Genomic DNA, 19,926 nt, shown 5'->3' on the forward strand with positions numbered 1-19,926 from the left:
ACAAAAACAGTTGACAAGAAAGCGCTGACACGATTAAATACGCGCCTCTTGAGTTGCCCGGATAGCTCAGTCGGTAGAGCAGGGGATTGAAAATCCCCGTGTCGGTGGTTCGATTCCGCCTCCGGGCACCATCTTTAAAACCTCGTATTTCTTAATAGAAAACGAGGTTTTTTAGTTTTTACACTACCAAAAACTACCCTTGCACCCCCAGTAGCTTTTCGACGGTTTTAGCTACATGACGAGCACCACCTTGTATATCTGTAATTAAGCCATGCGCTTCATTAACTAACTGATTACTATTGTTTACCTGCTCTTTGACTTTGGTCATGCTATTTCTGGCTTTACTGGTTAAATCACTGTTCTGCTTCACCATGTTCTCTACTTCAACCGTTGATGTTGATGTTCGAGCTGCCAATTGACGAACTTCATCCGCCACAACAGCAAACCCTCGCCCATGATCTCCTGCCCGCGCCGCTTCGATAGCCGCATTTAGAGCAAGCAAGTTTGTCTGGTCAGCTATACTGCTGATAGTGGTCACAATTTTGGATATTTCGTGGGATTGCTGGTTAAGACTGTCGATTAAATTAGATGACTTCTCTACTTCGCGCTCAATGCCAGCCGATATATCAACGGATTTTCTCAGCGTCTCACCGCCATGAGCAGCCGCGGTGGTGGTTGTTTCTGACGTTTCGTAAGCCACTTGGGCCGCTTCCCTAATCGACGCTTGCTGCTCCACTCTTGCCGTAATATCTGAGGCAAACTTAACCACCTTAATAACCCTACCTTTGGCATCATAAATAGGGTTGTATGTAGCCTCTAACCAAATCGTTTGTCCTGACTTTTGTTTTCGCTTGAACTGCCCTGACTTAAATTCACCGTTGGCCAGCTCCTTCCAGAAATCAGGGTTGTCCCGATAAAATTCATCGAAACAAAACATTTCATGATGGCGACCCTGAATTTCTGACAAGCTATAGCCCACGGCCGCTTCAAAGTTAGCATTCGCCGTTATGATCTCACCTTTTGGGGTAAACTCAATTACCGCCATGGACCGATTTATTGCATCTTGCGTAGCTAATTGAGTGTTTAATGACGTTTTATCGGCCGTCACATCGCTTGCAAATTTAATAACTTTTAAAACTTTACCGTCTGCCATTACGGGAAAATATGTTGCTTCTAGCCATAAATCTTCGTTTTGTTTATTACGGCGCAAAAATATCCCGCCCTCTTTACTTCCTTGACCCAAGCGCTCCCAAAACACTTTATATTCAGGCGAGGAGGAAAATGTAGCGCTACAAAAAATACGGTGGTGCTGTCCAACAATTTCATCGAGTTCATAGCCTACCGCATTCAAAAAAATGTCATTAGCCGTAATGATAGTCCCATCAGGATTAAACTCGATAACAGCAATATTTCCCATAATTGCATCTGAAAAGCTTTTAAGAGCATCCAGCTCGTTAACAGTTGAATTGAATTGCTCTTTTAGCCTTCTATTAAACATATGGGAAACCTCAATAATAATTTACGCCGTTGTTAATCTAGCATTAATAAAGCATTGATTTACTGAACTTTATTTATATCATTGCTTTAAAAGTAGTTTAGGGTTATCCCTATGTAAAGAAATCGGCTTTATTTTTTTGTCTTAGATTGGATACGCTTATTATTGAGTTTTATTCGCATTTAATATGCATAAAAAAACCGGCTGTACGCCGGTTTATTCTATAGACGGGAGAGTAGTTTATAAGCCGACAAATGGCTGTAAGAGCTTTGGTAGAAGGCCTTGAAACTTCATAGGGGCATCAGTAGCCACTAAACAAATACAAGGAACGTTACCATCTGTAATAGGCTGATGCTCGACTGTCGGGTCCAAATCGGCTACGTCACCTGGTTTAAAGCGCCCTAACTCATCGCTATAGGATCCGTCTAATATTAAGGTCATCTCACTGCCATGATGAGTGTGAATAGGAATACTCATGCCGGGTTGGATACGCAATAAGCGCAAACCGCCATCACGGGTTTCCATACGAATTTGCTGTATGCCTGGAACAAGACGTCGCCATGCTAACCCAGTATCGCCATTCTTTAGCAGTTGTTGCAGCGGTGCTGGAAAAGCATGCTGCCTCGTCATTGCAGCACTCTCAGCGATTACTGAGTCCATCATCGGATCAATATCAGGCTCTTGCATCAATTGAGCAAAAAACTGGTCCCGACCGCGGTTAGTTGTAGGCTCAGCGGCTTCCAGTAATGCCGCACCAATATCTTCCGCTTCACGAATACGCTGTTTGCACCGTGTACAAAACTGCAGATGGCAGGCAACTAATGTTTCAAACGACTCAGGCAATGCTCCTGCTGCATAGCTCATGAGGGTTGCGTCGTCAGGATGATGATGTGCACTCATGCTTCCGACCTCACTGCTTTACTTAGTTTTTGAAAGGCGAGACGTAGGCTAGATTTAACACTACCTAGAGGTAAACTCATCTCGTCGGATATTTCTTGATGGCTTTTGCCTTCAAAATAAGATTTATAAATCACTTGGGCTTGCTGTACCGGTAATTTTTTAATTTCATCCCGAATGCGAAAACTATCTGCATGGGCATCGTAATTAACAGTTTCACACTCGTCATAAACAAGAACGGCCTTATCCCTAACACGCTGCCGACGCAGATGATCTACGTGTAGATTGCGCGCTATTCTAAAAATCCATGTGCTCGCCGCTGCTTTTTTGCTGTCGTACTGTTTGGCTTTACGCCATACAGTCATCATTGTCTCTTGTGTGAGTTCTTCAGCCAGAACGTCATCTTTCGCAACACCTAACAGCCAGGACTTAAGCCGCGGGGCGAAATGGTCATAGAAATCCATATACATGTGCTTGTCGCCCGTTGAGGCAATGCGCTCAAGGCATGTATTCCAATGTTTGATCTGATCACGAGGATCGGATTCATCTTGCATTCTAGCTTCCTGTTTCATGTGTATCTTTACGATACTAACAGCGATTTAGATCACCCATAACTAATTTGATCTAGTTTTCTTTTCAGTCCGTAATGAGAGCTACCAAATGAACATCTGCAAATTAAAAACGGACTACACCATGCATGCATCTAAACCTTTGAAAATCGCCGTAGTAGGATCTGGTATAGCAGGACTTAGCGCAGCTTGGCATTTGTCTCAACAAACCAATGTTGAGATTACCGTATTTGAAAAAAATGATCGGCTTGGTGGCCACAGCAATACTGTAGATGTTAAAACGAATGAAGGGAATATTATTCCTGTCGACACGGGGTTTATTGTTTTTAACCCACCTAATTATCCCAACTTAGTCTCATTGTTTAAACATTTGGACGTCCCTGTATCCCCAACCGATATGTCATTTAGTGTTTCAATGGATAAAGGCCGCCTGGAATATTCAGGGAGTGGTTTAAATGGTTTATTTGCCCAACGCAGCAACCTTGTAAGACCTTCATTTATTAAAATGGTTAGCGACATTTTAAAGTTCTACAAAGAAAGTAGTGATCCTGATTTTGTTAAAGACGACCACATGACACTACGGGAACTTTTGAAAGACAAAGGTTATAGCGATTCATTTAGAGATGATCATCTTTTACCGATGGGAGCAGCTATATGGTCAACTCCCATGGAGAAAATGCTCGACTACCCAGCAAAACCGTTCTTAAGATTTTGTGAAAACCACGGCTTACTCCAAGTTAAAGACCGCCCACAATGGCATACCGTCAATAATGGCAGCCGAGAGTATGTAACACGTTTATGTGCAGAAATACGTGGAGACATTTTAACGCACCGCTCAATACGAGGGGTTCGTAGATTTGGCGGCAAAGCCCTAATCACTGACTGGCAAGGCGACCAATGGCAATTTGACCATGTAGTCTTTGCATGCCATGCCGATCAAGCGTTGCGGCTGCTTGCCGACCCCCGCCAAGATGAAATAGATGTACTTTCCCATTTTCGGTTCGAGCGCAACAAAGCTGTTTTACACAGCGACACAAAATTAATGCCCCGTCGTAAACACGCATGGTCAAGTTGGAACTATCTTGGCGACAACACACACAGCAGAGGCGCCCTGTGCGTAAGTTATTGGATGAACAAGCTACAACATCTAAAAACAGAACAACCAATGATTTTGACGCTCAACCCATTCGAAGAGCCTGCTAAAGGCTCAGTGCATGCCAGCTTTTTATACGACCACCCTATTTTTAATAAAGATACGGACAAGGCACAAATAGATCTCTGGGACATACAAGGAAACCATAACACCTGGTTCTGTGGTGCTTGGTGCGGCTTTGGGTTCCATGAAGATGGGATTCAAGCGGGCTTATTAGTTGCTGAGAAAATTAGTGGCGTACGACGACCTTGGGATGTTCACGGCATGTATGACAGAATTCCAGCGCCATCAGATTTCCTAGAACAAACCGTAACGGATAGCCTTATCGAGGAAGCAACAGCATGATTCGGTCTGCGCTTTATCATGGCGATGTGATGCATCAACGATTTACCCCAAAATCACATCGCTTTGAATACTCCCTTTCTAGCTGGCTTATCGATATCGACGAGTTAGGTACATTACATCGCGATCTACGCGGATTTAGCTGGAATAAAGGCGCTTTATTTAGCTTCCATGATAGTGATTATGGTTTTGCCGACGGCCGAGCGCCTAGAGCTTTTATTAATGACATTATGCAGGAGAACCACTTACCCATACCGGAGCGTGTAGAGCTATTGTGTCAAATTCGCTGTCTTGGCTATGTTTTTAATCCACTTGTTGTCTGGTTTTGCTATGACGCCAATCAGAATCTAAATGCCGTTTTATACGAAGTACGTAACACCTTCAAACAACGTCATCATTATCTAGTCCCTATCAACAACCCAGATACAGCGACACATACCCAGCTCTACAAACACCAAGCCGATAAGCACTTTTATGTATCTCCATTTATGCCGATGGAATGCACTTACCAATTTACGTTCAAGTTACCTCAAGAAAAGCTGGCACTCACTATTAACCAAACACACCAAGGCAAGCCAATCATGACAGCTGTTTGGAAAGGGCAGCGCGAAACTCTCAGCCAGTCTGTCATTACAAAACAGCTCTTCAAGCACCCTCTGAATACAGTAAAGGTTATTGTCGCTATCCACTGGGAAGCACTCAAGCTTTGGGGTAAAGGCGTCAAGCTTGTCAAACGCCCCGCTGCTCCTAGTCATTTAATTTCTCACGGTCAGCCAACCCACTCGAGCAAACGGTAAAGCAGTTATGAATCGAATTCAGCCTACGACTAAACCACATGAGTTAATCAAATCGAGCACAAATCCACACCATAGCTGGCTTCTTAGAAAACTAATTAGCACGCTTAACGCCGCTAACATAACAGCTATTCACATCGTCACTAAAAGCGGAGACCGTATCGTAATAGGGCATCCTAACAGCGATGTGGCAGCCCCCGTTATTAAGCTTAAACGCAACCGCGCTATCCTTAAAAGCAGCGTGAATGGGCTGTTAGGCTGGGCTGAAAGCTACATGGCAGGCGACTGGGAGTGCGACTCCCTCATCACACTAACTGATTGGGCCATGTACAACGAAGACGCTTTACGCACTGCGTTTGCCGGCCGCTCCATTTCTGCGCTAATCAACCGAATCTGGCACCGCTTAAACGACAACAGCAAGCGGGGCAGCCGCAAAAACATTGCCTACCACTACGACTTAGGCAACAACTTCTATCAAGAGTGGTTAGACGAAACCATGACCTACTCTTCAGCGTTATTTGAAGACACTAGCCTGACGCTTGCCCAAGCCCAAAACGCCAAATATCAACGCATACTTTCAATGAGCGAAGCCAAAAGTGGCGACCGGATCTTAGAAATAGGATGTGGCTGGGGTGGCTTTGCCGAGACGGTTAGCGAGCAAGATAATTTATCGCTCTACGGTGTAACCCTATCTAAAGAGCAGCTCGCCTATGCCAATCACAGAGTCGCTCAATTGGAGGCTAATGATCGTATTAAGCTCGCCTTCCAGGACTACCGAGACATCGATCAAACATTTGAGCGTATCGTATCAATAGAGATGTTTGAAGCGGTTGGGGAAGCTCATTGGGATACCTACTTCCAGAAGCTTTACGCATCACTAAAACCCGGCGGGACCGCCGTACTTCAAATCATATGCATCGAACCCAAACGCTTCGAAAACTACCGCAATAATGCCGACTTTATCCAGCGTTACATATTTCCAGGAGGCATGCTACCCACCGCAGAGAAGGTCAGGGATTTAACCCAAGCACACGGCATGCACATGGAAGAGCAACTCGAATTTGGCTTAGATTATGCCGAAACGCTACGGCAGTGGCGTGAAACCTTCATGCAGCGCTGGGAAAGCATTAAGCCACAAGGCTATGATGAGCGCTTTAAACGCATGTGGGAGTATTATCTGGCTTACTGTGAGAGTGGATTTCGCTATCGCTCGATCGATGTACGCCTGTTCAAAATCAGAAAGCCCCTTTGCTGTAGTTTGCTTTCATCCACTCAAACTCAAAAGCAAGGAGAGCCCAATGCGAATACGACGCCTCACAGTGTGCCTACTCATGGCCATCATGGTTAATGGTTGCAGCTCTATGAATATTGAGGAGTTTAGCAACACACAACCCCACTTTGTATTAGACGACTACTTTTTGGGTACGACTCACGCTTGGGGATTATTTGAAGACCGTTTCGGCAACGTCAAACGCAGCTTTAAAGTGACCATTAATGGCAGCCAGCAAGATGGAAAACTCGTTCTGGTTGAAGATTTTGTTTACAACGACGGAGAGACTGATCAACGCATCTGGACCATTACCCAAACCGGTAAGAACCGATATGAAGGCCAAGCCGATGACATAATCGGCAAGGCTCAAGGGCTAGTGGCTGGCAATGCACTCAATTGGAAATACACCATGATGCTACCCGTTGGGGGGAAGTCCTATAAGGTTAAATTTAACGATTGGATGTTTTTACAATCTGATGATGTAATGATCAACAAAGCGACCGTGAGTAAATGGGGAATAGAGTTAGGCACCGTATTACTTTTTTTCAATAAGCAACCCACTAACACTCACTTTTAACAACTTAATCTCTTAAGTCCAAGTCAGAGCCATGTGGTTAGTTAACGTTAGTAAAGAGCAAAACCGTGAATGATATGATCCGTGCCCAAAAAGCAGTAGAGAACTACATTGCCTTTTTTAACTCGCTCGATCGCTTATCTCTCAACCGTTTAACAGCCGTTGCTGCACCTAATATATGCTTCATAGACCCCTTTAATAAAGCAAGTGGCTATGACAGCGTAATGGCAGTACTGACGCATTTTATAGATAACGTCCAAACACCTCACTTTGATGTGAAATCTATCGCCTTCTCTGGAAACAAATGCTTTGTCAGTTGGGACTTTAGTGGCGTGCTAACAGCTTCAGGAAAAGCCTGGCGCTTTACAGGGGTAAGCGAGCTCACACTGGATGGAAGCTATCGCATCATGCACCATCAGGACTATTGGGATGCAGCAACACACTTCTACGAAAAAATTCCTGTTATTGGTTACATCTTACGGTTAATAAAGCGCAAAATAAGCATTTTAAAATGACCTATCTCGCCTTAAACACCTTGTAATTTACCTTCTTGCCGCAATCTACTATGAACAAAGAGGGGCACTTGAGTGGCTACTAGCGGTCATAACTGGTGCTGATGCTGCGAGCTTTTATGTTCATTTTGCCAATGACAGCATCGTTCTTCCGCTATTCAGGAGAAAAGAATGGGATTGGGATCAAAAATAAAGCGCTTAGTCGGCACTGACTTTGTAGATGATGTGCAGCAGCAAATTAAAGATGTTATAGATCAAGGACTGGACAAGCACATTAAAATTGCCGTTACCGGACTTAGCCGAAGTGGCAAAACGGTTTTTATCACCTCCCTGACCCATCACCTACTGCACGCCCATCAAAATAAATCACTTCCCTTTTTTAGCGCAGCCGGTGACCATCGCATCATTAGCGTCAAAAATATTAGCGATCAATCTCCACACCCGTTCCCTTTAAAGGATGCCGTAAGCGCCTTATCACAAGAGCCACCGCAATGGCCGCCATCCACTACGGGCTTATCGGAGGTTCGCTTAGCGATCAAGTACAAACCGGGGAATCGCCTTAAACGCTTAGTCACCGATTCGGCCACCCTATATTTAGATATTATCGATTACCCTGGTGAGTGGTTACTAGATCTCCCACTACTTAATCATAACTTTGAGCAATGGTGCGACAAACAACGTGAGCTATTTGCTTTGGAGCCAAGAGCGAGCCTTGCTCAAAGCTGGCTAAAGGCTCAAGAATCATTTGATTGGCTAGCGCCTGCGGATACGTCGCGTATTGACGAGCTAAGCCGCGAGTACACCGCCTTACTTCACTTATTTCGGCAGCAACCTTATGCGCTTAGCTTGTTGCAACCGGGCCGCTGCATCTTGCCGGGAGACATGGCTGGTGATCCGCTCCTAACACTTTTTCCGATTATTCCTGCGGTGGATAAAAGTGATGTTCCGCCTGATTCCGCCTATGCGCTTTTGCAGCAACGCTATACCCTTTATCGAGAGCAAGTAGTCAAACGCTTTTACCGCGAGCATTTTTCACGTTTTGATCGCCAAGTTGTACTTGTTGATTGCTTGAAAGCACTCAATAACGGCAAGCCATGCTTTGATGATATGAAGCTCGCGCTCACAGATATCCTGCAAAGCTTTAACTATGGCTCGTCTGGATTTTTACGTCGGCTATTCAGCCCGCGCATCGACAAAGTTTTATTTGCCTCCTCAAAAGCTGACCATGTAACGGCGAACCAGCACCATAACTTAGATAAGTTTTTAGAACTCATCATTCAAGATGCACAGCGAGATATGCGCTTTGAAGAAATCGACACAGCCTGTCTGGCCGTCGCGTCCATTCGCTCTACTGAATCCGCTCAAGCTAAGCTAGATGGTCAGCAAATCTCTTGTCTTAAGGGTTACGATAAATCAACGGGCGAAGTGGTAGCCTTATTCCCTGGAGAGGTTCCTGTTGAGCTACCTACGGATAACGACTGGAATAGCAGCCGCTTCCAGTTTGTCGACTTTGCACCCAAAAAACTTCCCAGCAGTGACCTTCGGCCCGAACACCATATTCGCCTTGATCAGGCCTTGGAATACCTTACAGGAGACCTATTCTAATGAGTGACCAGCCATCATGGCAAAAGCCTGTTTTTATCGATCCTAAACAGACCAGCCAAACATCACAGTTTCAAGAACCTCCCATGGAACCGCATGTTTTTGCTCCGGACTCAGTTACCGCCTCTGACGACAGCGAACTAGTACTTACTGAAACCCCGCCACCAAAAAAGAAGCGACGCCTTTGGTCACGCATCTTTGGGGCAGCAATAACCGCCGTACTAACAGGGGCTATAGTCAGCGAAGTCTACCGTTTTATTAGCTGGGGTTATGATCTCAACCCTATTTTAGGAGGCATCTGCACAACCGTTACTGGAATCACTATTATTTCCGGTGCCGTGTGGCTATACGGTAGCTTCAAAGGGCTTCGTCAATTAAAGGAAGCGGAGCGTCTTCAGCAAGAAGCCATCACCTTACAAAGTCAAAAAACACATGGGGAGGCTGCGCCTTTTTTAAAAAAACTGGACAAGTTATATGACAACACCGACCTCAACCGGCCTTTCAAAGACGCGATTCGCCAGGTTGATTCTGCGTATAACGACAGTGAAATCATTCGCTACATATCCGACCACGCTCTTCGCGAGCAAGACGCCGCCGCACGCAAGTGCGTGCAACGCAACAGTGTTCAATCAGGCCTAATGGTCGCGCTAAGCCCATACGCTACGTTTGATATGTACCTAGTCGGGTGGCGAAACATCAAAATGCTACGCGAACTAGCCGAGATCTATGGAATTGCCCCCGGCGCAGCCACACAATGGCAGCTACTTAAGCGCGTGCTTCACAACATTGCGTTTGCTGGGCTGAGTGAAATAACTATCCACGCGGGTTCACACTTACTGGGAGCCTCTATCACGACCACGTTATCGGCCCGCGCTGGGCAAGGTGTTGGCGCTAGCTTATTTACAGCACGCTCTGGATTTCAGGCAATCAAGTTGTGTCGCCCGCTACCGTTGACAAAAGATGCGCAGAAAGAACTAAACAAAATTAGCGAGTCGATTATTGCCGATGTTGCACGGCAGAGTAGCGAGTCATCTCAAAAATAAAAGCCTTAGCTATGTGCTAGCAAGGATGTAAACGCCCCCTCATCGGTGCGTTTACTGTTGCCTTACAAACTGGGCACAGAAGCAACCTGATCTCGCCCGGCATCTTTTGCTTGATAAAGGGCTTCATCAGCCCTCATTACCATGGCTTCTAAAGTATCCCCAGGTTGGTGCATCGTTACACCAACACTAATGTTCTGTTGCCCAACCACATCAAAGAGGGTCGATGCGATTTGACGACGGATGTTTTCGGCAACGAGCACGGCATTACGCAGCTTAGTCTCAGGACAAATCACCATAAATTCTTCACCGCCCCAGCGCCCTAGCGAATCAGTGCTTCTTAAGCCGTCTTGAATAACTTTTACAACAGTCTTTAATACCTGATCGCCCACTGGATGACCGTAGGTGTCATTCACATCTTTAAAGTGGTCAAGGTCTAATAAAAGTATAGAAAAATTACCGCCATAACGCCGTACACGCTGAAGTTCATGCTGTAGTATCGTATTGATTTTAAGACGGTTATAAGCCTGAGTTAGCGGATCAGTAATCGATATTTTTTCAAGCAAGGCCGTCTTTTCAAGTAGTGCCAAGTTCGCTTTTTCTTTTTCCTCAAATGCTTCCTGTATACGAACGTTGTAGCGTCGGAGTGTAATTTGCCGATAAACCATAAAGCTTAAGAGCAACACACTCACCCCTAATATCCACAGTGCTAGGGTGTAGTCCTCTTTCGTTTGAACGCTAGACGGGCTCCAGCGGCGGCGTATATCTTGATGATCGTCTTGGTCTAAACTAGCTACCGCTTTTTGCATGACGCTTAGCAATATCGGGTCATCATTTCGCACTCCCGTGCGTAATAGGCGCTGACCTTCTATTTTACCGGTAATGCGAATATCCATTAACCCAAGCTCAGCCATGGCGTATCCGATACTCGGGACCGAATCGATTAACCCAAATAATTCTCCCGATTGAACCCTTAGCAAGCCGTCTTCAACATCATCAACGGCAACCCATTCAGTAGCGGGAAAGCGACGCGAGAACTCGTCAAATAAAGCATAACTACGGACGATACCAACGCGCTCTTCAAGTACTTGGTTAACATCTTCCACAAACAATTGATCTTGGCGCGTAGCGATAACGTAGGGATAACTTAAGTACGCCGAAGTAAAGTTCAAGAACCCAGAAGTTTGTTTATCTTCGATCACCAAGGAAACCAAATCACAACGGCGCTCCTTCGCATATTCCAAAGTTTGCGTCCAAGAAGTGGTTTTAACTATTTCGAAAGGTATGCGCAAAAAGCGCTCAAAAAGCATGAAATAGTCCGATTCCATTCCTATAAATTGTCCCTCAACATCCAATCCCTCAAAGGGCATCCACTTTGGATCTATACAAACACGAATCGGCTCTCTAGACAGTAAATACTCTTGCTCAGCGGGCGATAATGAGTTTTCTTTAGCAAAGCTGTTTTGTCCCCATTTACGGCGCAGCGCCGTTGTTTCGCTTTCCGTAACATTCGCCATTACTTTAGTTAAAATATCGCGTAAGACAGGCTCATCTTTGTCGACAGCCAATTGCATTTGGCTGGTGAAACGCGGATCTTCTACCGCCGTCGACATCACAACATTATTGATGAATTGCTTCTCGACTAAATAATTAATAACACCGCTACGACCCACCACGGCATCCACATCGCCTGACGCCACCGCCTCTATGGATTGTATAGAATCGGTATAGTTTTTAATTTTTATGTTTGGGTAATAACGTTTCAACTGCTCATTCAAGAAAAAGCCATTGGGTACTGCGACTGTTTTCCCAGCCAAGTCATCCAAGGATCGAACAGAAACATTACTACTATTACTGCGCACAAAAATGCCAGTGGTCGCTGACAAGTAGGGAGGTGTGTAAATAAACCGCTTCAAACGTTCAGAGGTTTCAACAATATTCAGCATAATGTCTAGACGCCCGTCGTCTAGCATATCCATGAAAGCATCCCAGTCGTTACCCGTAATATAATTAATACGGACCCCCAGCTTACTCGCCAACAAATTCATAAACTCTATTGAGTAACCGCTGGGCTTACCGTTAACTGCAAAGTTGATAGGAGGCCAATTTTCTTCATTGTGCACGTTAAGCACGGGGTGGCGTTTAATATAATCCAGCTCAGTACTTGTTAAGCCTAATAAGGACAAAGCCGCGTCCGAGGGCTCAAATAGCATCCCTTCGATATTCAGACGTTTAACGTGATAGTCATGCTCAATATAAATTGATGCGATTTGACGTAAACGCTCCAGATCAATGCTACCAATAGGATAGACGCTCGGACGAACAGCATCCCTGATTTTGTCGGCTTCAAACGTTAACCCTTCAACAGTTTTAGTGCCCACATAATCACGATGTATTAACTGGATTAGCTCTTCGGGGTGATCTAATGCATATTGCCAACCTTTGAGAACGGCTTGAGTTAATCGTTGAGCCCTTTGTGGATGCGCGTATACCTCAGCGTCAGAGGTGAACAAATTACCGCCATATAAGTCCCCAGAATAACGGCTAGGATCTAAAATGTTGTAAGGAATATGCAAACGCTCTAACTCGTATAGCTGGTTACTACTAAACGCCGTTATTGCATCCACCTCGCCAGAAGCAAAAGCATCCACAGAAAACTCATGAGGGGCGGTTTCAAAATCATCTTTTGCAACATAAAACTGACGCAACATTGTCATCAAGCCAGCCGTTTCTAACTCCCCGGGCATGGCCATTATTTTTTTACCTTTTAATTGCGAAGGCGTCTGAATATCAGGTTGCGTAATAATGATATGCTGTGGGTGCTTGAAAATATTAGCCAGCAAAACAACCGGCTCGCCTTCGAGATACGATAAGACGATACGGTTATCCATAACACCGTAACGGCCGTGGGCAGCACTCACTAAATCAATAACATTGCTACCTGTCTGATAGGGAATAAAGGTAACTGACAGCCCCGCTTCCTCAAAATACCCTTGCTGCTGAGCCGCGTAGTACCCCGCAAATTCAAACTGATGCTGCCAATTAAAATAGATGCTAACCGCTTCTACAGAGGCGCTATTATTATTGTCCGTTTTATAGGAAGTTGTACTATTTTCAGCTTGAGCAATATCAGAGGCCGCTAGCCCAAAAGACGAGACAAAACACAACCAGAAAAAAACCGTAATACGGCTGCACCACACACTTATTCTGAAAGCCAAATTATTGTCCGTTGCTCGCTGCAGATCATTGAAATTAGACGATCATTGTATCAAATTTGACCTATGCGACCATCTAAAAGCCGATAATAAGAACAGATTGTTTCTGTGCATAATCCCAAACCAGACTTCTATATAAATAATGAATCTATAAATTCCTCGAGTGGGTAAGTTAAGGAGCTAAGTATCATGCACGTACACCAAAGAGGCTTTCCACGCCTTGCACCGCTTTTTACCCTACTTTTCAGTGCAGTTATCTTTGCTGGATGCTCCACAGAAGGTTGGCAATCAGCTAGTAGGCAACCGGCAGGTATAGCCCCTAACCCGGCCACAACCTCTGAAGCAGTTGTACAAATTTATGCCGCTGATGCATGGGGATGGCGAGGGTGGTTCGCTGTTCACACATGGATAGCCGTCAAGCCCCAAAATGCACCAAACTATACAGTTTATGAGGTTGTAGGGTTTCGCGTTAAACGAGGGTTACCTGCGCTAACTATTTCGGAACAAGTCCACCCAGATAGATACTGGTACGGTGCCAAACCCGAGTTAATCTACAACCAACAAGGAAAAAAAGCGTCCGAGCTTATCCCAAAAATAGAGGATGCTGTTAATCGTTACCCTTGGAAAAATAACTATCGCGTTTTCCCCGGCCCAAATAGCAATACATTCCCCGCTTGGGTTATTAAAGAAGTTGACGGCCTAAACGCATCCCTCCCCCTAAAAGCCATCGGCAGCGGCTACGCTGAATAGTTGGACTCACACCACTTAACACACAAAAAAGCCCCTTTCGGGGCTTTTTTTGAGATGGCCTTCGGCCACCTAATCACTACTGTTTCTGAAGCTTAGAAGAAACCTAGTGGGTTGATGTCGTAGCTAACCAGCATGTTTTTCGTTTGCTGATAATGCTCAAGCATCATTTTGTGTGTCTCACGACCAACACCCGACTTCTTATAACCGCCAAATGCAGAGTGAGCAGGATACAAGTGATAGCAGTTAGTCCACACACGACCAGCTTGGATGCCACGTCCCATGCGGTAAGAGCGGTTCATATCACGCGTCCATACACCAGCGCCTAAACCGAACTCAGTGTCGTTAGCAATTGCTAGCGCTTCAGCTTCATCTTTAAACGTTGTTACGGCTACAACAGGGCCAAAGATCTCTTCTTGGAAGACACGCATATCATTTGTGCCTTTCATCAGTGTAGGCTGGATGTAGTATCCGCTCTTATAACCGTCTAGGCTTTCAGAAGCACCACCTGTCAGAATCTGAGCACCTTCCTGACGACCGATATCCAAATAGCTTAAGATCTTATCAAACTGTTCTTGAGAAGCTTGTGCACCAACCATCACGTCAGTATCCAATGGGTTACCGCGCTTGATTTGGCCGATACGCTCAATAACTTTCTCAATGAACTGCTCGTAAATTGACTCTTGTACCAATAAGCGAGAAGGACAAGTACATACTTCACCTTGGTTAAAGAAGGCCAAAACCGTACCTTCAACACACTTACTGATAAAGTCATCTTCTTGATCCATCACATCTTCAAAGTAGATGTTAGGAGACTTACCGCCTAGTTCAACGGTAGATGGGATGATGTTCTCAGCAGCACATTTCAAGATGTGCGAACCAACAGGTGTTGAACCTGTGAAAGCAATCTTAGCAATGCGTTTACTTGTTGCTAGCGCTTGGCCTGCTTCTGCACCAAAACCGTTAACAATGTTCAATACGCCAGCAGGTAACAGATCACCAATTACTTCCATCAAAACAAGGATAGAAGCTGGTGTTTGCTCTGCAGGCTTCATTACCACACAGTTACCTGCCACTAATGCAGGAGCCAACTTCCAAGCAGCCATCAATAGCGGGAAGTTCCATGGGATAATCTGACCAACAACACCCAGCGGCTCGTGGAAATGATAAGCAACGGTATTGCCATCGATTTCACCAATAGAACCTTCTTGTGCGCGGATACAACCGGCATAGTAACGAAAATGGTCAACGCACAAAGGGACGTCAGCGTTTAATGTTTCACGTACCGCTTTACCGTTGTCCCATGTTTCTGCTACAGCCAACTTCTCGAGATTCTCTTCGATACGGTCAGCAATTTTCAAAAGAATGTTTGAGCGCTGAGTCACAGATGTAGCTGCCCAGGCATCCTTAGCCGCGTGAGCTGCGTCTAGTGCTAAATTAATATCTTCTTCTGTTGAGCGTGGGATTTCACAGAATACTTCGCCATTTACAGGGGATACATTTTTGAAGTATTCACCTTTTACCGGTGCTACCCATTCGCCACCGATGAAGTTACCGTAACGTTCTTTAAAAGTTACAACTGAGCCTGCGGCTCCTGGCTGTGCATAAATCATTTTATCGACCTCTTTATTGTTATCCAGCCCTGTCCTTTGTAAGGCTCAGGTGCAAGTCATTAGTCACGGTTTGATAGTAGCGAGAGGGGCCCTTGCAGAGGTATCGCCCGTTGGAATTGAAAAACTACTACTTTGGTACCAATATCAAATAACGCGGCTTAATCGCAGATGCGAAATCTAAAAGCTAAGCTACTGTTATTCATAAAAAAACCCGGACATAGTCCGGGTTTTCCACAATCAAAGGAGTCAACTCAAGCCATTATTTTGGAAGCTTAAACGTCCACACCATGCCGCCTTGGTTGAAGTCTTTAACACGCTTAGCCACTTCACCACCCCATAATGGAACAGCACCACCCCAACCTGATACAACGGATACGTACTGCTCACCGTCCATATCCCAAGTAATTGGCGTGCCTACGATGCCAGAACCGGTATTGAACTTATATTTCTCTTCACCAGTTTTGGCATCAAATGCCATTAGATAGCCTTCAGGGTTACCCATAAATACTAAGTTACCCGCGGTAACCATGGTGCCACCCCATAAAGGTGCGTAGTTTTTATAATCCCAAACCACTTTACCTGTTTTAGGATCGATAGCGCGCAACACACCAATGTAGTCTTCATTGATAGAGCGGATCGTAAAGCCAGCACCTAAGTAAGCAGCACCTTTTTTGTACGAAACAGGCTCGTTCCAAATATCCATTTCCCATTCGTTAGAAGGAACATAGAAAAGGCCGGTGTCTTTAGAATAAGACATTGGCATCCAGTTCTTACCACCCAAGAAAGATGGTGCAGCAACAACGGATGAGCCCTGCTTACCGTCGGTAGCTTCTGCTGGGTTGCCCGGACGGAAAGCATCCGCGTAAATTGGACGACCTTTATCATCTAGGCCTTTTGCCCAAGTGATTTTATCAACAAACGGGAAGCCACGGATGAAGTCACCGTTTTCACGGTTAAGTACGTAAAAGAAGCCGTTACGGTCAGCGGTACCGGCCGCTTTGATGGTTTTACCTTCAGCGGTATAGTCAAACGAGATTAACTCGTTTACACCATCATAGTCCCACCCATCGTGTGGTGTACTTTGGAAGTGCCATACAATTTTGCCATCGTCAGGATCGATACCTAAACGAGAAGATGAGAATAAGTTATCACCAGGGCGTAAATGAGAGTTCCACGGTGCTGGGTTACCAGTACCAAAGAACAGCAAATCGACATCAGGGTCGTACGTACCGCCTAACCATGTAGCCGCACCACCTGTTTTCCACATATCACCCGGCCATGTTTTACCAGCCTCACCGCCTGAGATGCCGTTTTCAACTTTTTTACCGTCTTTCCAGACATAACCCATATGGCCTTCTACGGTAGGACGAGTCCAAGCAAGTTGCCCTGTTTTCGCATCGTACGCTTCAACCTTACCAACAACACCAAATTCACCACCGGATACACCCGTGATTACTTTACCTTTAACAACGATAGGTGCGGCTGTTAATGAGTAGCCTGCTTGGTAGTCTTCTACTTTCTTTTTCCAAACTACCTTACCAGTATCTTTATTTAGCGCGACTAACTTAGCGTCCAACGTACCAAAGATCACCAGATCATCGTACAAAGCAACACCACGGTTAATAACGTCACAGCAAGGCATAATAGCGTCAGGCAGGCGAGCATCGTATTGCCATAGCTCATCACCAGTCTTTACGTCGATCGCAAAAACACGAGAATAAGAAGCCGTCACATACATAACGCCATCTTTAACAACGGGCTGAGATTCTTGCCCACGCTGCTTTTCACCGCCAAATGAAAATGCCCAAACAGGTCGCAAATCTTTTACTGTATCGCCGTTAACTTTCGTTAAAGGGCTATAGCGCTGACCACGAAGGCCCATACCGTTTGAGATAACATCATCAGTGGTTGCTTGATCGTTTAGAATGTCCTGGTCTGTCACGCCTGCCGTTACAGCAGTTGAAAAAGAAATGGCCGCTGCAAGCAAGCTTACTGCAAAACCTTTACCCAGAGTCGTATGTTTCATTACTAGCTCCTTTACGGAATCGTTTATTATTGTGGGGCGCTCAAGGAGTGAACCGGGAACACTTCCCAGATCAATGCCTTCATTGTGAAGTTTTGCGCAATTCCAACAATTCAACCCGAGGACAAATTTCATACTCACTTAGTACTACTTCTGTTGCAAAGCAGCGAAGGTCCAGACAAAAAAAGAGCGCCCGAAAGCGCTTAAACTGCCAGTTGTTGCAGATTAAAAAGCCGCTTCCTCGTAGCCGGCGTACAGGTGAAACACGGTTCGAATAAACTCATACTGCGTCAATGCAATATCAGCAAATTCAGGTTCGGTTGGTATCTTCATGACTTCGTTCATACTTAAGCCTTCAAAGGCCGCTTGGGTCAGCGTTTTGTCTAGCCAAACCAAATATGCCCGCATTTGTTCAATTGACTTGCCTTTAGCATCCACCGGCCCGTGCCCCGGAACAATAAGGGCTACTTCCAGTGCAGCTAATTTATCGAGATCAGCCAGCCACTGATCTATTCCCGGCGTGTGCGGTGTTGTTAAGGCTCGTTGATAAAAAACCAAATCACCCGCAAACAAAGTGCCTGTCGTTTCATCTAAAATAGCCAGATCAGCGCCAGTATGCCCCTCTAAAGAGAGAAACCTAAAACGATGATCACCTATCGTCATTGCTGTTTGATCAAGCGGTTTATTGGGCATTAAAACCTCAGTTCCGCGCATCCAATCACCGGCCAAACGGTACATGTTTTCTGCAAACACATTCCCTTGTTCGGCAATGAGCCGCCCCGTGGTTGGCAGCGCCCAGATATTCACATCAGCAAAAGCCTGATTACCAAGGAAGTGGTCGGGGTGATGATGTGTAATAAAGACGTCCGTAACCGGCTGATCTGTCACTGAAGCAATAGCGCTCCTGAATGCTTGCGCGTATCGCTTTGAGGGCCCCGAATCAATAACAACGACCCCCTCTGATGTAACAATAAACGCCGTGTTAACAATATTTGCTCCGTTGTCACGGCTAAAGTCTTCCAATTTTCCCTGCAAAAGCCAAGTATCCTTGGCGATTAAACGAGGTGTTAGCTCATAACTAAGTGAGCTGGCCGTGGCCGCTGTGCTCACCCAAAAAAGGCAACAGATTAACCCCAGAAAACGCCCTGCGGCCTTATTAATAGCCATCACAAAGCCTGCTCAAATACATTGCCGTTATTATCACGCATCCACAATGTGTAACGATCTTGAGCCGTTACTGAAGCGGAACTCATATCAAACGTAAACACAGGATTTTCACTCACCGGCTGAGAGAGCTCCATCGACAAGATAGCCGCTTGATCGGGTCGTCTTACTTCTAATTGTTGGATGTAAAATTCAGGAATCCCTGACACTAACCCTGTATCCATAGGGTGAATGATTTTCACTTTATAGCGCTGTGAGGAGCGCCCTCTGTTCATTGCGCGCTCAAAGCTGCGGCTTTCGATTTCGCCTAAATGACTTTCCCAGTAAGGGCTTGCATTAGCCATGCTTGGCACCGTGCATCCGCCGCCCGCGGCTTCTAAGTATTGGCCACCCACAAGCCATTTACCCGACTCTGTTAGCACGGCCGCCCGGACTGGCGTTGCTTGCTGAACCTTAAAGCGAATCGCGATACGGGGTAAGTGACGATCTGCCGACTCAACCGAATAGATATGCTGGATTGGATTTAGATCGGCCCATACCACTAGACGCAGCAAAGGCTCGTCTATCGCGCTTACATCGACCAACAAAGGAACTTGCGTTGGGTCTTCTGCAAAAGGGGGAACGGAAACAACCACTCGATCGTCAAATTGGTATGGCGACTCACCTAAAAATCGAGCACGCAAGTAATGCCACACAGGTGAGTTAAGCGGGTCAGCCTGTTCAGCACGCTCAGTGTCATTATGAGAGGCCTGAGTTATCAACTCATTATTAACTTGTGACCATGCCGCCATGGGCACACAAAGGTATAGTAGAACCAGTATCGCTGGAAAGGTACGCATCAGCGACCCTCCTAATTATTATTGTTCGTTACTGTTATCTAAATGTATTACCAAATCATATAAAGAAAGACGAACAA

Annotated in this window: 16 protein-coding genes and 1 tRNA gene; 9 read left to right on the forward strand and 8 right to left on the reverse strand. The window is 45.5% G+C overall.

The genetic code is table 11. From position 1 onward, the window contains the following. Positions 1-55: 55 nt before the first annotated feature. A tRNA-Phe gene (locus OW491_RS04940) sits at positions 56-131 on the forward strand. Between the two features lie 62 nt (positions 132-193). Here OW491_RS04940 and OW491_RS04945 read toward each other — a convergent pair. From OW491_RS04945 to OW491_RS04955, 3 genes are all read right to left on the reverse strand, one after another. Next, entirely contained in the window at positions 194-1,498 is a 1,305-nt protein-coding gene (locus OW491_RS04945; protein ID WP_290034924.1) for a PAS domain-containing methyl-accepting chemotaxis protein, read from the reverse strand. A 237-nt stretch (positions 1,499-1,735) separates the two neighbouring features. Then, positions 1,736-2,395 carry a ChrR family anti-sigma-E factor gene (locus OW491_RS04950; protein ID WP_075173130.1) on the reverse strand — a complete coding sequence of 220 codons (660 nt, stop codon included), beginning with the start codon at positions 2,393-2,395 and terminating at the stop codon, positions 1,736-1,738. Beyond that, a complete protein-coding gene (locus OW491_RS04955) occupies positions 2,392-2,946 on the reverse strand; it encodes a sigma-70 family RNA polymerase sigma factor (RefSeq protein WP_178969447.1) in 555 nt (184 codons plus the stop codon). Before OW491_RS04955 ends, OW491_RS04950 begins: the two co-directional genes overlap by 4 nt. A 139-nt stretch (positions 2,947-3,085) precedes the next feature. Here OW491_RS04955 and OW491_RS04960 point away from each other — a divergent pair, with 139 nt between their 5' ends. The 7 genes from OW491_RS04960 (at position 3,086) to OW491_RS04990 (ending at position 10,251) form a co-directional block, all read left to right on the forward strand. Next, positions 3,086-4,459, forward strand: coding sequence for an FAD-dependent oxidoreductase (locus OW491_RS04960; protein WP_290034927.1), 1,374 nt, complete (start codon positions 3,086-3,088; stop codon positions 4,457-4,459). Continuing rightward, complete coding sequence (locus tag OW491_RS04965; protein WP_290034928.1) at positions 4,456-5,253, forward strand: DUF1365 domain-containing protein; 798 nt, start codon at positions 4,456-4,458, stop codon at positions 5,251-5,253. The genes OW491_RS04960 and OW491_RS04965 overlap by 4 nt, the downstream gene beginning before the upstream one ends. 7 nt (positions 5,254-5,260) lie before the next feature. Then, entirely contained in the window at positions 5,261-6,598 is a 1,338-nt protein-coding gene (locus OW491_RS04970) for a cyclopropane-fatty-acyl-phospholipid synthase family protein (RefSeq protein WP_290034929.1), read from the forward strand. Further along, positions 6,549-7,097, forward strand: a complete 549-nt coding sequence (locus OW491_RS04975; protein ID WP_215151243.1) for a DUF3833 domain-containing protein — start codon at positions 6,549-6,551, stop codon at positions 7,095-7,097. Before OW491_RS04970 ends, OW491_RS04975 begins: the two co-directional genes overlap by 50 nt. A gap of 74 nt (positions 7,098-7,171) precedes the next feature. Further along, entirely contained in the window at positions 7,172-7,609 is a 438-nt protein-coding gene (locus OW491_RS04980) for a nuclear transport factor 2 family protein (RefSeq protein WP_246283365.1), read from the forward strand. A 168-nt stretch (positions 7,610-7,777) separates the two neighbouring features. Further along, entirely contained in the window at positions 7,778-9,211 is a 1,434-nt protein-coding gene (locus OW491_RS04985) for a YcjX family protein (RefSeq protein ID WP_290034930.1), read from the forward strand. After that, positions 9,211-10,251, forward strand: coding sequence for a TIGR01620 family protein (locus tag OW491_RS04990; RefSeq protein ID WP_290034931.1), 1,041 nt, complete (start codon positions 9,211-9,213; stop codon positions 10,249-10,251). Before OW491_RS04985 ends, OW491_RS04990 begins: the two co-directional genes overlap by 1 nt. A 62-nt stretch (positions 10,252-10,313) precedes the next feature. Here OW491_RS04990 and OW491_RS04995 read toward each other — a convergent pair whose 3' ends face one another. After that, positions 10,314-13,466: a transporter substrate-binding domain-containing protein gene (locus OW491_RS04995; RefSeq protein WP_290034932.1), complete on the reverse strand. Its 3,153-nt coding sequence runs from the start codon at positions 13,464-13,466 to the stop codon at positions 10,314-10,316. Between the two features lie 186 nt (positions 13,467-13,652). Between OW491_RS04995 and OW491_RS05000 the strand changes: the two genes are divergently transcribed. Continuing rightward, the gene (locus tag OW491_RS05000; protein ID WP_290034933.1) at positions 13,653-14,213 is read left to right on the forward strand and encodes a DUF3750 domain-containing protein; all 561 of its coding nucleotides are present in this window, start codon (positions 13,653-13,655) and stop codon (positions 14,211-14,213) included. A 92-nt stretch (positions 14,214-14,305) separates the two neighbouring features. On the opposite strand, the gene OW491_RS05005 is transcribed toward OW491_RS05000, so the two are convergent. The 4 genes from OW491_RS05005 to OW491_RS05020 form a co-directional block, all read right to left on the reverse strand. Next, positions 14,306-15,823, reverse strand: coding sequence for an aldehyde dehydrogenase family protein (locus OW491_RS05005; protein WP_215151237.1), 1,518 nt, complete (start codon positions 15,821-15,823; stop codon positions 14,306-14,308). Between the two features lie 259 nt (positions 15,824-16,082). Continuing rightward, positions 16,083-17,849 (reverse strand): PQQ-dependent methanol/ethanol family dehydrogenase, encoded by a 1,767-nt coding sequence (locus OW491_RS05010; RefSeq protein WP_075173141.1) that lies wholly within the window; start codon positions 17,847-17,849, stop codon positions 16,083-16,085. 222 nt (positions 17,850-18,071) lie between these two features. Beyond that, positions 18,072-19,013 carry a quinoprotein relay system zinc metallohydrolase 1 gene (locus OW491_RS05015; protein WP_290034935.1) on the reverse strand — a complete coding sequence of 314 codons (942 nt, stop codon included), beginning with the start codon at positions 19,011-19,013 and terminating at the stop codon, positions 18,072-18,074. Further along, on the reverse strand, positions 19,013-19,849 hold the full coding sequence (locus tag OW491_RS05020) for a quinoprotein dehydrogenase-associated SoxYZ-like carrier (RefSeq protein ID WP_290034937.1): 837 nt from the start codon (positions 19,847-19,849) through the stop codon (positions 19,013-19,015). Before OW491_RS05020 ends, OW491_RS05015 begins: the two co-directional genes overlap by 1 nt. Positions 19,850-19,926: the final 77 nt, after the last annotated feature.

Origin of the sequence: Neptunomonas sp. CHC150 (assembly GCF_030397555.1) — a bacterium.
Classification (GTDB): domain Bacteria; phylum Pseudomonadota; class Gammaproteobacteria; order Pseudomonadales; family Balneatricaceae; genus Neptunomonas; species Neptunomonas phycophila.

Excerpts from the sequence above, each read along its gene's own strand:
- OW491_RS04945 (WP_290034924.1), bottom strand. The coding sequence starts at position 1,498 with ATGTTTAATAGAAGGCTAAAAGAGCAATTCAATTCAACTGTTAACGAG.
- OW491_RS04950 (WP_075173130.1), bottom strand. The coding sequence starts at position 2,395 with ATGAGTGCACATCATCATCCTGACGACGCAACCCTCATGAGCTATGCA.
- OW491_RS04955 (WP_178969447.1), bottom strand. The coding sequence starts at position 2,946 with ATGCAAGATGAATCCGATCCTCGTGATCAGATCAAACATTGGAATACA.
- OW491_RS04960 (WP_290034927.1), top strand. The coding sequence starts at position 3,086 with ATGCATGCATCTAAACCTTTGAAAATCGCCGTAGTAGGATCTGGTATA.
- OW491_RS04965 (WP_290034928.1), top strand. The coding sequence starts at position 4,456 with ATGATTCGGTCTGCGCTTTATCATGGCGATGTGATGCATCAACGATTT.
- OW491_RS04970 (WP_290034929.1), top strand. The coding sequence starts at position 5,261 with ATGAATCGAATTCAGCCTACGACTAAACCACATGAGTTAATCAAATCG.
- OW491_RS04975 (WP_215151243.1), top strand. The coding sequence starts at position 6,549 with ATGCGAATACGACGCCTCACAGTGTGCCTACTCATGGCCATCATGGTT.
- OW491_RS04980 (WP_246283365.1), top strand. The coding sequence starts at position 7,172 with ATGATCCGTGCCCAAAAAGCAGTAGAGAACTACATTGCCTTTTTTAAC.
- OW491_RS04985 (WP_290034930.1), top strand. The coding sequence starts at position 7,778 with ATGGGATTGGGATCAAAAATAAAGCGCTTAGTCGGCACTGACTTTGTA.
- OW491_RS04990 (WP_290034931.1), top strand. The coding sequence starts at position 9,211 with ATGAGTGACCAGCCATCATGGCAAAAGCCTGTTTTTATCGATCCTAAA.
- OW491_RS05000 (WP_290034933.1), top strand. The coding sequence starts at position 13,653 with ATGCACGTACACCAAAGAGGCTTTCCACGCCTTGCACCGCTTTTTACC.
- OW491_RS05005 (WP_215151237.1), bottom strand. The coding sequence starts at position 15,823 with ATGATTTATGCACAGCCAGGAGCCGCAGGCTCAGTTGTAACTTTTAAA.
- OW491_RS05010 (WP_075173141.1), bottom strand. The coding sequence starts at position 17,849 with ATGAAACATACGACTCTGGGTAAAGGTTTTGCAGTAAGCTTGCTTGCA.
- OW491_RS05015 (WP_290034935.1), bottom strand. The coding sequence starts at position 19,013 with ATGGCTATTAATAAGGCCGCAGGGCGTTTTCTGGGGTTAATCTGTTGC.
- OW491_RS05020 (WP_290034937.1), bottom strand. The coding sequence starts at position 19,849 with ATGCGTACCTTTCCAGCGATACTGGTTCTACTATACCTTTGTGTGCCC.